Annotated in this window: 14 protein-coding genes and 4 tRNA genes; 8 read left to right on the top strand and 10 right to left on the bottom strand. The window is 42.0% G+C overall.

Going from position 1 to position 15,565, the window contains the following annotated elements; genetic code table 11:
- Positions 1 to 25: 25 nt before the first annotated feature.
- The 6 genes from FTU77_RS13195 to rnr form a co-directional block, all read right to left on the bottom strand.
- Positions 26 to 904: a DMT family transporter gene (locus FTU77_RS13195; RefSeq protein WP_180055989.1), complete on the bottom strand. Its 879-nt coding sequence runs from the start codon at positions 902 to 904 to the stop codon at positions 26 to 28.
- A gap of 66 nt (positions 905 to 970) precedes the next feature.
- Complete coding sequence (locus FTU77_RS13200) at positions 971 to 1,408, bottom strand: hypothetical protein (RefSeq protein ID WP_180010531.1); 438 nt, start codon at positions 1,406 to 1,408, stop codon at positions 971 to 973.
- 16 nt (positions 1,409 to 1,424) lie between these two features.
- A complete protein-coding gene (locus tag FTU77_RS13205) occupies positions 1,425 to 1,634 on the bottom strand; it encodes a YheV family putative zinc ribbon protein (RefSeq protein ID WP_171256675.1) in 210 nt (69 codons plus the stop codon).
- A 40-nt stretch (positions 1,635 to 1,674) separates the two neighbouring features.
- Positions 1,675 to 3,714, bottom strand: coding sequence for a M3 family metallopeptidase (locus FTU77_RS13210; RefSeq protein ID WP_180055990.1), 2,040 nt, complete (start codon positions 3,712 to 3,714; stop codon positions 1,675 to 1,677).
- A gap of 74 nt (positions 3,715 to 3,788) precedes the next feature.
- Complete coding sequence (locus FTU77_RS13215) at positions 3,789 to 4,373, bottom strand: hypothetical protein (RefSeq protein WP_111885424.1); 585 nt, start codon at positions 4,371 to 4,373, stop codon at positions 3,789 to 3,791.
- A 73-nt stretch (positions 4,374 to 4,446) separates the two neighbouring features.
- Positions 4,447 to 6,867, bottom strand: coding sequence for a ribonuclease R (rnr, locus tag FTU77_RS13220; protein ID WP_180056002.1), 2,421 nt, complete (start codon positions 6,865 to 6,867; stop codon positions 4,447 to 4,449).
- 266 nt (positions 6,868 to 7,133) lie between these two features.
- Here rnr and FTU77_RS13225 point away from each other — a divergent pair.
- The 4 genes from FTU77_RS13225 to FTU77_RS13240 all read left to right on the top strand — a co-directional run bounded on the left by FTU77_RS13225 (position 7,134) and on the right by FTU77_RS13240 (position 7,975).
- Positions 7,134 to 7,223: transfer RNA gene (locus tag FTU77_RS13225), tRNA-Ser, on the top strand.
- A gap of 15 nt (positions 7,224 to 7,238) precedes the next feature.
- Positions 7,239 to 7,315 (top strand) — tRNA-Arg (locus FTU77_RS13230).
- A gap of 49 nt (positions 7,316 to 7,364) precedes the next feature.
- Positions 7,365 to 7,441 (top strand) — tRNA-Arg (locus tag FTU77_RS13235).
- A 457-nt stretch (positions 7,442 to 7,898) separates the two neighbouring features.
- A tRNA-Arg gene (locus FTU77_RS13240) sits at positions 7,899 to 7,975 on the top strand.
- Between the two features lie 93 nt (positions 7,976 to 8,068).
- On the opposite strand, the gene FTU77_RS13245 is transcribed toward FTU77_RS13240, so the two are convergent.
- Entirely contained in the window at positions 8,069 to 9,352 is a 1,284-nt protein-coding gene (locus tag FTU77_RS13245; protein WP_373685826.1) for an SRPBCC family protein, read from the bottom strand.
- Between the two features lie 184 nt (positions 9,353 to 9,536).
- Here FTU77_RS13245 and FTU77_RS13250 point away from each other — a divergent pair, with 184 nt between their 5' ends.
- The gene (locus FTU77_RS13250) at positions 9,537 to 10,034 is read left to right on the top strand and encodes a YcxB family protein (RefSeq protein ID WP_111885932.1); all 498 of its coding nucleotides are present in this window, start codon (positions 9,537 to 9,539) and stop codon (positions 10,032 to 10,034) included.
- Positions 10,035 to 10,066: 32 nt separating this feature from the next.
- Positions 10,067 to 10,708 (top strand): fumarylacetoacetate hydrolase family protein, encoded by a 642-nt coding sequence (locus tag FTU77_RS13255; protein WP_180055992.1) that lies wholly within the window; start codon positions 10,067 to 10,069, stop codon positions 10,706 to 10,708.
- Positions 10,709 to 10,762: 54 nt separating this feature from the next.
- Here the strand turns inward: FTU77_RS13255 and FTU77_RS13260 are convergent, their stop codons facing one another.
- On the bottom strand, positions 10,763 to 11,533 hold the full coding sequence (locus FTU77_RS13260) for a tetratricopeptide repeat protein (protein WP_180055993.1): 771 nt from the start codon (positions 11,531 to 11,533) through the stop codon (positions 10,763 to 10,765).
- Positions 11,534 to 11,629: 96 nt separating this feature from the next.
- The gene (locus tag FTU77_RS13265; protein WP_111885935.1) at positions 11,630 to 12,445 is read right to left on the bottom strand and encodes a helix-turn-helix domain-containing protein; all 816 of its coding nucleotides are present in this window, start codon (positions 12,443 to 12,445) and stop codon (positions 11,630 to 11,632) included.
- A gap of 103 nt (positions 12,446 to 12,548) precedes the next feature.
- Between FTU77_RS13265 and FTU77_RS13270 the strand changes: the two genes are divergently transcribed.
- On the top strand, positions 12,549 to 13,478 hold the full coding sequence (locus tag FTU77_RS13270) for a DMT family transporter (RefSeq protein ID WP_180055994.1): 930 nt from the start codon (positions 12,549 to 12,551) through the stop codon (positions 13,476 to 13,478).
- A gap of 53 nt (positions 13,479 to 13,531) precedes the next feature.
- On the opposite strand, the gene FTU77_RS13275 is transcribed toward FTU77_RS13270, so the two are convergent.
- Complete coding sequence (locus FTU77_RS13275) at positions 13,532 to 14,779, bottom strand: YihY family inner membrane protein (RefSeq protein WP_111885936.1); 1,248 nt, start codon at positions 14,777 to 14,779, stop codon at positions 13,532 to 13,534.
- A 112-nt stretch (positions 14,780 to 14,891) separates the two neighbouring features.
- Between FTU77_RS13275 and wrbA the strand changes: the two genes are divergently transcribed.
- Positions 14,892 to 15,485 carry an NAD(P)H:quinone oxidoreductase gene (gene wrbA, locus FTU77_RS13280; RefSeq protein WP_111885937.1) on the top strand — a complete coding sequence of 198 codons (594 nt, stop codon included), beginning with the start codon at positions 14,892 to 14,894 and terminating at the stop codon, positions 15,483 to 15,485.
- Positions 15,486 to 15,565: the final 80 nt, after the last annotated feature.

Raw genomic sequence — 15,565 nt, forward strand, 5'->3', positions numbered from 1 at the left:
ATTTGATGGTAAATGAATGAGATCTTTATGACTTTTTAAACTTATTTTGTAGGAACGGACTACATAGCAAAATCGCTAAAAATATAAAAGCAAAGCCGAATAGGCTGTAAATATCTGGCAATTCTTGCCACAGTGTAAAGCCCCAAATACCGGCAAAAATAATCGCTATATAGTTTACGGGACCAATTTGACCTGCGGGTGCAAGCTTATAAGCATTGGACATAAAAATTTGACTGATATTGGCCAAAAGTCCCGCTGTAATCAGAAAAGCTAACTCCTTTAAACTATAAGGACGCCAGAGCCAGAGCATCGGGATCATCGATATGAGCGTGCCAATAAAGCAGAAATAAAACACGATGCGTTCAGGTGGTTCAGTTGCAGTAAGGGCACGGACAGTGACAAATGCCATGGCTGCCAAGAAGCTTGCGGTTAGTCCGATGAGTGATAACTGATTGAACATTCCTGCATCGGGCTTTGCGACGAAGAGCACGCCGATTAAACCAATGACGGCGGCAATGAGCATACTCAGGGTTATTTTTTCTTTTAAAAATAACCATGCAATTAATGGGATGAAGATCGGCGAGGAATAGGTGAAGACCATGGCATTGGAGAGTTTTAAGTGTGCGATGGCATAAAAAAAGCCATACATTGCCACCAAGCCTACGATTGAACGCCAGGTATGCATCCACAGTTTTTCAGTTCGAAAAAACGTGCTGCCTTTTTGTAGGATCAAAGGGAGAAAGATGAATAAGCCAACCGCATTGCGAAAAAATACGATGGTGGCATTATCTACTGTATGGGAGGCGTAGCGTATACAAACCCCCATGATGGAAAAAAGCAGCGCTGACAGCATGAGAAAGCCAATTGCTTTGGGGATATTTTGTGGTGGTGTAGTAGTGGACATAACAAAAAAGCTAGAATATCTGATGATATTCTAGCCTATAAGTACGCATGGTGTAGCAGAAGTCGGTTATTTTGCTTGTTGTGCTAACTGTGCTTCGAGTAATTTAATTTGTTCTTCTTTCAGTTTAATCAGCTCATCTGCATCTGAATGCTGCTGTTTTAAACTTTGCTCCTGATCATTCAATTGTTGTTGAATGTCATCTAATTTGGCAATTTCCTCTTTGGCTAAAGAGGCATTTTCAGGCACAGCTGCATCTAAAATGTCTTCTTCGACCAATTTAATGGTTTCAGTCTCTGCGGTAGGGACTGATGCTTCAGTCTCAGATTGGACAGGGGTTGCAACAGGCGGCTTAGCCGGTGCAGCGACCAGTTCTTCTTGAAGTGCAGATTTATCTGCTGTACTGCTGCTTAACCATTGATATGCAAAAAAGATAGCAATCAATAACGTTAAGCCCCCAATGATTCCAACTAACAATTTTGGATTATGTCTTTGATCTTCTGTCATTGCTTGACCTTAATTTTTATTTAGGCTGACGTGGCTTAAATTGGATCACACCGATATCGTCTGGCACGGCAGGTTGTTCAGGTTGATCGACATGAGTCGGTCGATTTTCACTGTAACCACAATCAATGCATTCGATCCATTCGTCTTCGCCAGAGGTCAGCATGACAACCCGGTCCATCGCTTGGCATTTTGGACATTTTGCACCTGCAATGAAGCGTCGTTTAATGGTCATCATACTTACCTTGAATCTAACTAAGGTCCCTAGTTTAAGCGTTTTTAGATGCGTTCGTCCAACCTTGATGACGCAGCAAAGCATCTATTTTTGGCTCGCGTCCGCGGAAATTGATAAATGCGTCAAGTGCCGTATCTTTTCCGCCAACTGCTAGAATAAATTGTCTAAACGACTTGCCAGTCGAAGTATTAAAAATTCCTTCATTTTCGAATCGGTCGAAGGCATCACTTGCCAAAACCTCTGCCCATTTGTATGAATAATAACCAGCAGCGTAACCACCTGCGAAGATATGACTGAAACCATGTTGGAAACGGTTGTACGGAGTGGTTGGTGCAACCGCATATTTTTGACGAATATCATCTAAGGTGTGTTGGATGCCTGCAGCGTCCAAAGCAGGGTTGGCCTTATGGATATTTAAGTCAAACATGGCAAATTCAATTTGACGTAACGTTTGCATCCCAGACTGGAAGAAACGTGCATCTTGTAGTGCTTTTAACAGATCGGCTGGTAAGGTTTGTTTTGATTCAACATGTTCACTGAGCAAATCTAAACTTTCTTGATCCCAAGTCCAAAATTCCATGAATTGACTTGGCAACTCTACCGCATCCCACGCCACGCCATGGGTACCAGCCACAGCAATATTATCGACTTCAGTGAGCATGTGATGTAAGCCATGACCAAATTCGTGGAACAGCGTCGTTACTTCATCATGGGTAAGTAAAGCAGCTTGCTCACCGACAGGTGGGGTAAAGTTGCAGACCATGTAGCAAATTGGTTTTTGCAGACCATTTTCAGTTTGCATGCGTGAACGGAAGCCGCTCATCCATGCGCCGCCACGTTTACCGCTTCGTGCATACAGGTCAAAGTAAAAACCGCCAATCACGCTGCCTTGATCTTCAAGTTCAAAATAACGTGCATCAGGATGCCAAACAGGCGCTTCACGCTCGATTACATTGATGCCATAGAGACGATTTACAATGCTGAACAAGCCTTGAATAATTTTAGGTGCAGGGAAATAGGGCTTCAGGTCTTCTTGTGACAAATTAAACTGTTGAACTTTGAGTTTTTCTGAATAGAAAGTGGCATCCCACGGTTGTAACTCAGTGATACCGTCTTGCGCTGCAATGGCTTTCAGTTCAGCGATTTCTTTCTCTGCTGGTGCACGCGCATGTTCTGCCAGTTCTATCAGGAACTGATCTACAGTTGCTACATCGGGTGCCATTTTGCTTGCCAAGGACAATTCGGCGTAGTTGTTAAAACCAAGCAGGCTTGCCATTTCCTGACGTAGCTTCAAGATTTCTTCCATGACTGCTGTATTGTCAAATTCAGCAGAGTCTGCCTGATCAGAAGCACGTGTGGTATAGGCTTTATAGAGCGCTTCACGCACTTCGCGGTCTTCTGCATAGGTCATAATGGCAATATAAGACGGGAAGTCGAGTGTGGCTACAGCCTGTTCGAGTTCGCGTTGCTGACCATATTGTTTCAGAAGTTCAATACTGCCTTGAGGTAGTCCTTTGAGCTGCGCTTCAGTTAAAGGTTTGAAGTAGGCTTGGGTGGCATCCAATACGTGATTGGAAAAGTCTGATGATAACTGTGAAAGTCGTGCAGATATTTCTGCATAGCGTTTTTTGGGTTCACCTTCTAAGGCTACGCCTGAAAGTTTAAAATCTCGTAACGCAAGTTTAATCGCGCTTTGCTGTGCTGCAGGAAGCGTGTCGAAAACACTGTTGTCATGTACATGCTGATACGTTTGATACAACACTGTATGTTGACCTAGCTGCGTATAGTACTCACTCAGGACGGGCAGTAAAGATTGGTAAAGTTCACGAGTTTCAGCATTATTCATCACGGCATTTAGATGCGACAGCACGCCCCAAGCTTCACTCATGTTATTTTCAAGGGTATCGATGTGTTCGAGTACTTGTAGTTGTGCTTGTACGGATTCGGGTACATCCGTTAATTCTTTTAAAAATGCCTGACCTTGGGCAATGCTCTGTTCAATCTTTTGTTTTAAGTCTGCAAGGGTAATTTGGTCAAATTGTGGAACAGGCAAAGTTGCCTTTTCTAATGTCATGTCGGTCTGCCGATTTATTTCCTGTGTTATTTGTAGAAGTAAGGCTTCTAGAAGGATAAATCAAGCCTTGGGTGCTATTTATTCGCTCTTGTTTCACCGTGGATAGATTGAATATCTTGGATGTAGGTGCCAAAGCGCCCCTCAATGACCGATAATTTTATGAATAGATTTTGATTTTTGTAGTGTTCATATTCATCTACATTGATTCGAAACATACCAGTAGAGTCATACGGTGTTTCAATAGAATAGTAGACACTTCCTTTTTTACCATGTTTTTTAACAGCGCTTGCTTCCAATGTCACCACAGTAGGTGTACCCAAAACTAGGGTATGAAGCAGAGGAGGATAGACAACTAGATTTAAGTAAAGAAACAGAATTACAAAAATAGGGAAGAGGAGTAAAAAATAGAATTTTGGCTTTTTTTGTACATTTGTCCATGTACGTGGAATGATCCATTGTCCGTATCTATGCAGAACATAAAAGTAGATCAAAACAGCCAAATAAATCAACGTTGCAACAATGAAGGCTGTGATTTTGACTTGATTTGTTGGGGTGAAGTCTATAAAAAAGAGAGCAATCAGTGCTGAAATACTAAGTACAAAGACTAAGCATATTACATATTCATGGTAATAGTATTTAGTAATTTTCTGTGATGTCATGATTTTTAAGTGGTTTATTTTTATAGAGATATATTAAATGAAAAAGAGCGCCGAAGCGCTCTTGATTTAAACCTTAATCCGCAGATGATTTTGCATTGGATTTTTTCTTTTTCGGTTTGGATTTTTTCTTCACTTTATCTTTAGCCTTCGCTTCAGATTTGCTTGCAGATTTTTTAGCAGGCTTTTTACCGAATGAACTGGGCTTAGATTTCGATTTTTTGCGTCGTATGGGCTGTTCTCCATCTTCAGCAGCGTTGGTTTTACGTTCTGAAAAGACTTCTTCTTTGGCTGTAGGCTTTGCAACACGAGGGGCACGCGCTCGAATAGCCCGACCTGCATGGCTCAATTGTTGAATCAATTCAAAGTCGATTTTGCGCTCTTCTAGATTTACACCAGCGACTTTAATTTTTACTTCATCGCCGAGACTGAAAACTTGACCTCGAGATTGACCAATTAAGCTCTGACTCGGTTGGTCATAGACAAAGAAGTCATCACCCAATTGGCTGACGTGGATCATGCCATCAACATATAAGTCTTTGAGCGTTACAAACAGACCAAATTCAGCAGTCGCACTGATAGTGCCGACAAACTCTTCACCCAAATGCTGCTGCATGTAATGGCACTTCAACCATGTAGTGACAGAACGTGAAGCTTCATCTGCACGGCGCTCGGTCGCAGAGAAGTGTTCACCTGCATCATCCAGCGAAGCACCAGAAATTGGGTAAGGCTTTTTCTTCAATTGTGCTTTGATGGCACGGTGAAGTAACAAGTCTGGATAACGACGGATTGGAGATGTGAAATGCGTATACGCTTCATAAGCCAAGCCAAAGTGACCTGCATTGTTCGCGCCATAATAAGCTTGCATCATTGAACGGAGTAAAACGGCATGAATACTTGGAGCATCAATACGGTCTTTGGTGGCATCAATCACGGCTTGATAGTCAGCTTGAGTCGGCTGTTCAGGGAATGGCAGCCCCAATAATTTCACAAAATCACGAACCTTTTGAATGCGTGAAAACTCAGGTGGCTCATGCACACGGTACAGCATTGGAATTTCATTTTTTAATGCATATTCTGCCGCTGCGACGTTTGCCAACAACATACATTCTTCAATTAGCTTATGTGCATCATTACGGCTGCGCGGTAGGATTTCGTTAATACCGCCTAGCTCATCAAAGGTCATATAAGTTTCAACGGTTTCAAATTCCATCGCGTGGCGTTCAGCACGTAAGCCTTTCAACACTTGATACAATTGGAATAAGGTATTGACCGATTTACGTACATCACGGTCTTCAGGAATGGCTTGACTATTACCCTCAAAATATTCGGCCACTTGAGTATAGGTCAAACGAGCTTTTGAATGCATTACACCCGGATAGAACTCAAACTTAGTGACACGACCCGCGCGAGATAAGTTTAAATCACAGACCATACATAAACGGTCTACGTGTGGGTTCAAAGAACATAAACCATTCGACAGCGCCTCAGGCAACATCGGCAATACAAAATGAGGGAAGTACACCGATGTACCGCGCTCTTGAGCTTCGTCATCCAGCGGTTTACCCGGACGTACATAATGGCTGACATCGGCAATTGCCACCACAACACGATAACCACCACCCGGACGTTTTTCCGCATACACGGCATCATCGAAGTCGCGGGCATCTTCACCATCAATGGTGACAAGCGCTAAATCACGTAAGTCGACACGACCTTCACGGTCTTGTTCTGATGGCTCTTTAAAGCTGTCGGCTTCTTGTTGTACCGCTTCAGGGAATTCGTAAGGTAAACCAAATTCTAAAATGGTTTGTGGAATAATAATTTCAGTGTCTGCTTTATCAGCCATCGACTGAACAATATGACCTGTCGCAAATTCCTCTTTGGTTGGGTAGCTGTCAATCGCAATACGCACAGAGTCGCCGAGTTTGACTTTGGCATGCTCGATTAATTCTCTTTCTAACGTAATCGGTTGGTGTGCATTGGGATTTGCCGGCTGAATAAAATATTCACCTTCATATTCAGACACTTTACCGATAATTTCTTTGACACGATGCTGTAGAACTTCAGTAATAAAGCCCCATGCTTTGCCTTTACGGTCTATCGACGTTTGGCGGACTTTAACACGGTCACCATTAAACACTTGACGCAACTCACGTTCAGGAAGTAAGAGGTCATCTTCACCACTAATATTGGCTGTGCCTAAACCTTTTGAGTTGATATAAACCGTTGCTTCATGAGTCGGTTGCTCAGCTGCAAGCTGGAACTTAAATCCGTCTTTCATCAACTGACCATCTCGAACCATCGCAATCAGACGATGACTCAGTGCATCAATACTTTTTTGATCGGCAATTTCAAAATGTTCTACAAGATCGGCATGCGACATTGCAGTTTTCAGTTGTTCAATCGTCTCTTGAATCAGAGTACGGCTTGGAATTGGATTGTCATAACGTTCGGCTTCAGCTTTTGCTTCAGGGTCGACCCAGTTTTTCATAATGTATTTGGCTTCAAATCAGAAGATTAGGATTAGCATAAGTCATGCAAGCAGATACTGCACGCAATTGATTGCAATAAAGTGTTTTATGCCGATATTTTATAATGTTTAAAGCTGAAATGTAGGGGACAGCAGTGTGTGCTGAACTAATTTTGCACTAATTTTTTGAAAATCGTTTAAAAAATATCTAATTGAGTAAAAAAATGAAAAAAATATAACGACTGTGCTTGCAGTCGTATCATGATCTTTGTATTATGGCGGCACGTTACGGTGAGATGGGTGAGTGGCTGAAACCACATCCCTGCTAAGGATGCATACGGGCAACTGTATCGAGGGTTCGAATCCCTCTCTCACCGCCACGATTTACTTATGTCGCGCTCATAGCTCAGCTGGATAGAGCACTTGGCTACGAACTAAGGGGTCGGGAGTTCGAATCTCTCTGAGCGCACCAATAAGTAAACCGAACAGTAACGTATCGCCTAAATTGGCACACAAGTAATGCGCTCATAGCTCAGCTGGATAGAGCACTTGGCTACGAACTAAGGGGTCGGGAGTTCGAATCTCTCTGAGCGCACCAACTTGAAAAAATTACCGCACATGTTGCGGTTTTTTTGTGCTTGTGATTTATCGCTTTGATATTGCCGTCTTTTTTTTGGATTCTATTAAGCGTTCTATTTCATAAAACTACCCATCAGTAAATTTCAATTTTGCTTATCTTCTATAGATAACCCTTTTTTCAGATATTCATAGTGATGCAATTTTTTTAAATCTAAGTTTAAAAAAGAATTGAGTGAGTTAAAGCCGCGATTCAATGATGGCGATAGATTTGTTATCTATCTTGAGCATTTATACATGAGTATTGCTAAGTTTAAATTCCAAACTTGTGATGAAAAAGCCATTAAAAAAGTAAATCTGGCTGATTTTTAGCGTGTTTAAAGGGTAATTGTTTATTTGCTGTGCGTTTGGTTAAATTTATATGAAAAAGCTCTTAACAAAAAATAAAAATCACGTATAATGAGCCTCATCAAGACGTCGCGCTCATAGCTCAGCTGGATAGAGCACTTGGCTACGAACTAAGGGGTCGGGAGTTCGAATCTCTCTGAGCGCACCAACTTGATCAAGATTGAAAAAACCGCACATGTTGCGGTTTTTTTGTGTCTGAAATATAGCTAAAACCAATAAATTCAGCTTATCAATTAAGGTTCTAATTTAACTTCTGTTTAACTTTGAGTGCAAAGACTGTATTGCCGCCTAAAGCCGGCAGCATGTCGTGATACGGCATACTGCGCATAGCACGAAGTAAAAAAGGCGCTTTGTCATCAATCTTCATCGCACTGGTCAATTGTAATAACGAACCTTGTTGTAAGGGGCGAATATGCATTGCACCTCGGACAAACTTTAGGTCTCCACCGGTTGCGGTATATTGATTTTGCAGTAAGTCGGGATAGTTAAAACGCATTTTAAAATCAAATGGAATATTGATCACACCTAAACCCACCGAAATTTTATAGTCGGCATCCATGAGGTGCGGATTAATTTTCTGCACTTGCATATGTTTAACTTGTCTTGGAAATAAGTGCTTGAACGAAGACACATTAATCCAGCGCTGTAAGCTCGAAGGCTCTTGTGCATAATATTGAAAACTGGTGCTAAAGCGCATCAATTCATAATTTTGCCCAAAGGGAACGCGCTGCGCTGCCAAAATAAAGGACACAGGTTCTTTCGAGCTTTGACTTAATTGGGTGACTTTGTCGAGTTGAGAGGCATTTAATTTGAGTTCAGGCAATTGATTTGCAGCGAGAGTTTCACTACTAAAGGCTTTAAATCGGCGCTGTAATGATTCGAGTAAAAAACCATTGGTTCCCGCAGGAATCCCTAATTTGGCATCGGGTAAGGCATTTAATATTTTGCAAAACAAAAAACCTTTGGGCTGATTTAAATCGCCCCATTGGGTCACACTAATCAAGGTGTGTTGTGCATCGATCTCAAACCATTCAATTTTCCCTGCACCAAAGGGCACCGGTGCTTGTAGAACCAAACTATTAATGCTGTTGTGATCAATTTGGTGCTGCATCACCACGGTTTCTTTAAAGTTTAAAACCGGAATAGGTGTCGGGATATGGATGCGGTATTCAACTTGGCTGGTTGAACCTTGCTGTTGCAAAACCTCAGCAGATTTTAGCGTGGGAAATAAGCCGGCGTAGTTTGGATAATTACTGAGTAATCTCGCCACATTTTTGCTGTTGGTTGGGACAACCACGGCGGCACTTTGAAATTTACCAATGACTTTTTTACCTGCTTTCATCGTGGGTAGACTAATTTGCTGTGAAGGATGTGCAAAAATCACGATGTGATCACCGGCAAGATTTGCCAAGGCTTTGGCATTGCCATTAAACAAGTCCAAACTACTGGGGATCTGGGGTTGCCATTGAACGAATTTGGCCCAACTGGTCGATATGCTCAGTCCAGTCAAAAACATCAGCACCATAATTATTTTTGTTATCTGCATGTCACATCCTGCGTATGCAATCTTTTATTTGTTGCTGTTTTTAACGTATTTCTAGATGGAAGGGAAGTAGTGAAGTGTTACAACCGACCATTAAAAAGCATGAAGCAAGTTTGAATTGTGGTGTAGTATTTAGCGCAATTCATTTTTAAATATTCATACGCTTATGTCTGAAAATCTACCTGCATTATCGCTGCGCTATTTTTTAAATCTAGAAGAATCACAGGATGGTTTTGCACTAGCAACTTTTGGCAAAAAGCAATTTACGCGTTTTTTAACGCCAGCCATTAGCCTTGGGATTATCATCTGGGGTTTTTACTTAGGTGTAAATGGTGTCGGTGCCTACTATGTTGGTCTGGGTGCTTTCTTTTTACTCCTTCAAGGCATCATGCGTTATTGGTTTTTACCGATGATGTTTAAACGCCAGTTTGTAAAATACCAATTAGGCAAAAGTGAACAAGGTATTGATTTATTTCAAGACTATGCAGAAATTCATGCCAATGGTCGTAAGAATGTCTTTCATTATGCTGAAGTGGCAAATTTTGCTGAAGGCAAATTGACCTATATGCTTGAACTGAAAAATAAAACCGTGATTATTGTGCCGAAAAGTGCATTTAAAAATACTGCGGACCAAGCGATTTTTACCAATACTTTTCAGCACTAAGACAATCTATTCATAACAAAAGAGGGAGTAGTATGCAGTCACGTCCATCTAAAATTGTTTGCGTCGGTCGTAGTTATGCAGATCATGCCAAAGAATTAGGCAATGCAATTCCTGACCGTCCTGTACTTTTTATGAAGCCGCCAAGTGCATTAACCGCATTAGACCAAGGCATCTCATGGAATCCTGCATGGGGCAGTTGTCACTATGAATGCGAATTAAGTTTACGTATTGATCGTCCTTTATCGGCTGAAACTGATCCTCTCAAAGCCTTAGAAGCAGTTGGAGCTTTGACTTTGGGCCTAGATCTGACTTTGCGTGATCTACAAGATGACTTAAAGAAAAAAGGTCAGCCGTGGGAACGTGCCAAAGCTTATGATGGTTCTTGTATCCTTGCGGATTGGGTCGATGTCCAAGAGGTGGTTCAAGATTGGAAAAATGTGCATTACACCTTGCATGTCAATGATGAACTGCGTCAGAACGGTGATACTGCATTGCTGATTTTTGATGTGGGTACTTTGTTGGCAGATATTAGCCAAGTGTTTAGTCTTGAAGCGGGTGATGTGGTCATGACAGGTACGCCTGCAGGTGTCGCGGCACTACAGTCAGGTGAGCAGTTGAAAATGACGCTGAAAGGAAAAAATCAGGATTATATCTGGACAACCTTTGTCAAATAATCTGTGGGCTAAATATAAATAAAAGGCTGCTTAATGCAGCCTTTTTTGATTGACCTATTCATGACTGCTTGGCGGTGGTTCATTGGGTTGTAAAGGGCCTGTCTCTTTCCATGCTTCATAGGTCTCGGCCATATACTTTGAGTCGGTGTCTCCCAATGCACCTGCTTTGGCATACCATTGTCGCGCTTTTTCACCATCACGAATGTCATAATGATAATAATGTGCCATTTTCATCGCCGCGTCAGCATCTTGCCCTTGTTCTGCGGCATAGCTTAAATATTCAGCTGCTTTGTCGGGTGTTGACGAAGGATGTTCAGAAAAATAGTGTTGATTTCCCAAGACTTTGATCGCTTCGACATTCTTTTGTTTGGCTGCTTTTTCATACCAAATTTGCGCTTGGTGCTTATCTTGAATTAAGCCTTTTCCAGTGTCGTACATCCAACCAACGGTATATTCAGCAGCAGGATCATGAGTCTTTTTTGCAAGGTCTAGCACCCAGTGTGCAAGGAAAATATTGCCATCTTGCTGCATCTTTCTAATCACTTGATCTGCATGCGGGTTACCTTGATAAGCTTGGGTCATCAACCATGCGAATGCGTCCGTAGTGCCTTGATCCGCAGCAGCTTTGTACCAATGTACACTTTGTTCGATATTTTGTTCTGTGCCCGTTCCACTGAGGTATAAATCACCCACTTTCATTTGTGCGGTCGCATCACCACTTTGAGCTATTTTGAGCGCGGATTTAAATTCACGCTGTTCTTTGGAACTACAAGCCATTAAAAATACGGCAGATAAACACAGCGCTAAAATGGTTTTTTTATTCATTTGAAATGGAATTATTATCATTTTTCGTAGATTTTTTGATCTTAACGGATTGTTGAATCACTTTATAGAGACACTTATAGCTAAATTTAAACACATTTAGGGCTTTAAAGCGGATTTCCTAAACTGATCTGGGGTGCAAAGCATCCATTTTTTAAACATATTTATAAACGCTGAGGCATTGGCATAGCCAAGTTCTAAGGCAATATTTTCGACGGTTTGGCCTGCGTTGAGCATGGACATGGCTTTCATGACTTTGAGACGTTGTCGCCATTCATGCAGGGACATCCCAAGTTCTTTTTGACAATAACGCGCTAGAGTACGTTCCGTCATATTTATCCGCTTTGCCAATTGCTCAAGCGCGCTCTGATCCGCAGGATGTTGATGTAAATAATCAAGCAGCTGTTTGAGGGCAGGGTGATCCGAATGCGGTAAATAACTACTGACCAGTTTGGCTTGATGCAGTTGATCTAAGATCACATGGAGTAAGCGTTGATATTCGGCCGTATTTTCCATGAGATCGGCTTGTTGGTGTAAGAGACGCAAATGGCTGAAGATCGCGGTGACTAATGGTGAGCTGAGTAAAATCCCCGGTTGTTTCGGTAAGTGAGTACATAGCGATTCATGTACATATAAGGTTCCATGTGAAACCGCTGTACGATTTAAACCACTATGTTCTAAATGTGGGGGAAGCCAGATGCCATAAGGCGGTGGGGTAATATAGTCAATCTGATTGATGTTCACTTCCATTACGCCATTAAAGGCATAGACAAACTCGCCCCAAGCATGTCCATGAACGGGATAAACAGACAGTGCAGGATCGTCACGAAAACTGATCCACAGTGCTGCTTGAATTTCATCGTTGGTGGGAAGTTGTTGCAACTGCGTATGATCTGCACGAGCTTTATGACGCATGAAAAATTTTGCCTGAATAAGAAGATCACTTGTCTATTTTAAAGTATATATTTTATTTCTGACAGTTCTATAGTGTTGCTTATCGTATTGTCGAGTAAATAGTGTGGAACAGCGTAAGGCGCTAGATGCAAAAGCTTCTGGTTTGATGATTATTTTGTGCATGATTTTAGGGATTCAACAGGTCATTTTGAAATTGGCCGCGGTTGATATTGCGCCGATCATGCAAATTGCCATCCGATCGGGTTTGGCTGCGCTGTTGGTCTTTCCACTGATCCGTCTCAAGCCGGGAACACATTTATATACTCGAGAATACTTGCTGCCGGGTATCTGGTTGGCGTTTTTATTTTCAGCCGAATTTATTTTAGTGGCAGAATCCCTGCGCTATACCTCTGCATCACATACCGTTGTCTTGCTCTATACCGCACCGATATTCGTGGCACTAGGTTTACATTGGAAGTTGCCTGAAGAAAAGCTTACAGCGATCCAATGGGTCGGTATTTTTATTGCCTTTTCAGGAATAGTACTGTCGTTTATGGGACGTGAAAGTAGTACTACAGTCAACACTCAAGCCCTGTTGGGTGATGCGATGGCATTACTTGCTGGGGTGATGTGGGCCTTGACCACCATTTCATTAAGACTCACCAAACTCTCTGATGCACCTCCGACTCAGACCTTGTTTTATCAGTTGGTTGGTGGTTGTGTATTTTTATTACCCGTGGCGTGGCTGACAGGACAAATGACTGTACATTGGACGGTGTTGTCCATCAGCAGTATGATTTTTCATGTGCTCATTATTTCATTTTTTAGCCTGATGCTTTGGTTTTGGCTGTTAAGTAAATATCTGGCCAATGGTCTGGGCGTTTTTTCATTCCTTACCCCAATTTTTGGACTGGTCTTTGGCGTATTGATCTTAAACGAAACGATTGAACTGAATTTTATCTTGGGGACGGCCTTAGTAATGGTCGGAGTGATGACGGTAAACTTGCATCGGTGGTTGTCTAAATTGATGGGACGTCAGCGCACAGCGACCTAAGATCATGTATAAATAAAAAAGGAGAGCTACGGCTCTCCTTTTTTTATTTACGCTTATTTTTCTTCAAAAATAGTCGCAAGTGGAATCGAGAGTTTGGCCGCGAGATAATCATCCGCTTCGACCAGTTGCGGCCCAATTTTTTCCATCCAAACATCATCTGGATCGACGCGACCTAAATCTTGCCGTTTAGGGAGCGGATAGGGCAGCTTACTGTAAAAACTCCAAAAGTCCACTTGGGTTAAATTACGAACTAAAACATAATGATCATCATCTGTACGTTTAATCAGGTGTTGCTCTTCAAACAATAAAATATAGCTTGGCAGGCGGCCGATTTCATCACGCCCTAAAACCTCAAGCGCTTCTTTTTCTGTCACGCTCTGACCAAGTTTTTGCTTTTTATAAAATAATTCCAGCAAATCCATCAACATAATCACAGGATGACGTTTTTGATCTTTGCCTGAATTAAAGGCGGTCAGTGCATAACTAATTTCTACCCCAATCAGCACGATATTCCATGAAAGGAATATCCAAAGTAGGAAAATTGGCACCGCAGCAAAAGCACCGTAAACGATTTGATAACTGGTGAAATTTGACATGACAAAACCAAAAAGGTTTTTGAGTAATTCAAATACCACGGCACTAAAGACACCCGCGATCAGCGCCGCCTTGATCGGCACACTACGGTTGGGAATCGTCCAATACAGAATGAAAAAACCTAAAATGGTCAATGAAAAAGACAGGATCCACAGCAGAAAAGCCCCATCCAGTTCATAGCCTGCAAAATTATTGCTGAGGACATTCATAGAGGCCAAGGTGGATGACACAACAAATGCGCTACCCAGTAAGATTGGGCCTAATGAGATAATAGTCCAATAGCGCATAAAGCCAATGATGCCGCCACGTGTCTCACGCACCCGCCAAATTCGGTTAAATACCGTTTCAATACTGGTCAGCATCATGACTGTGGTAATGAATAAAAACAGCACACCAATCACGGTCAAGTTACTGGATTTATCGGTGAATGCATTTAGCGCTTTATCGAAAGCAATCGTCGTTTTCGGTAGAAAATTACTATAAATCAATTGTTGAAGCTGTTGACGAGCAGGCTCTAAGGCATTGATTGATGAGATGATGACCAAAAATACAGTCAACATGGGCACCACTGCAAACAAGGTGGTATAGGTCAATGATCCTGCTTGTTCACGGCAGCGATCGGCTTCAAAACGTCGAATGACAAATAAAACAAACTGAAACCATTTCTTGTCGTAAAAGGGAAGTTTTTTTAAAAATGCTTCGATCATGCTTTCAAGTCTCGAGTTATTTTAGTCATGTTTATGCAATTTTCATCACTTAGCTTAACCAAAAAATAGGAAAAATACCGTATAGTTTTCTTTTTTCATTGAATTTATAAAAATGACGCAAGCTTATGTACTGGTGCTGTATTACAGCAAATATGGTTCAACACGTGAGATGGCACATTTGATTGCCAATGGAATTGAAGCTTCTGGGATGGCGGTAAAAATACGAACCGTTCCAAATTTATCCACCGTGGTGACCGACGTGCAGCCCAGTATTCCTGCCGAAGGCGATATTTACTGTAGCTTAGATGACTTAGCGCATTGTTCAGGTCTAGCGCTAGGTTCACCGACCCGTTTTGGTAATATGGCGTCGGAAATGAAATATTTCTGGGATCAAACCACAGCGCTTTGGCTCAATGGCGCATTGCATGGCAAACCTGCCTGTGTGTTTACCAGTTCAGGTTCAATGCATGGCGGACAGGAAAGTACTTTGCTGACCATGCTGCCACCTTTGTTTCATCATGGAATGATGGTTATGGGTTTAAGTAATGCCCTTCCTGCATTATCGAATACCAAAACGGGTGGTACGCCCTATGGTGCAAGCCATGTCAGTGGTCCACGTCATGATCAGTCATTGAGTCAAGATGAGCGAAACTTATGCGAAGAGCAGGGTAAACGCCTAGGCGAAGTGGTCAAAAAGTTGATTTGAAACGTGCTTGATAAAGGCAATAAAGTAAACTTTGTAGCGAACGGGCAAGAAAAGGCTTAAATATTGCACTTTTCTTGCTT

This window comes from Acinetobacter sp. YH12142, assembly GCF_013418435.1.
Lineage (GTDB): Bacteria > Pseudomonadota > Gammaproteobacteria > Pseudomonadales > Moraxellaceae > Acinetobacter > Acinetobacter amyesii.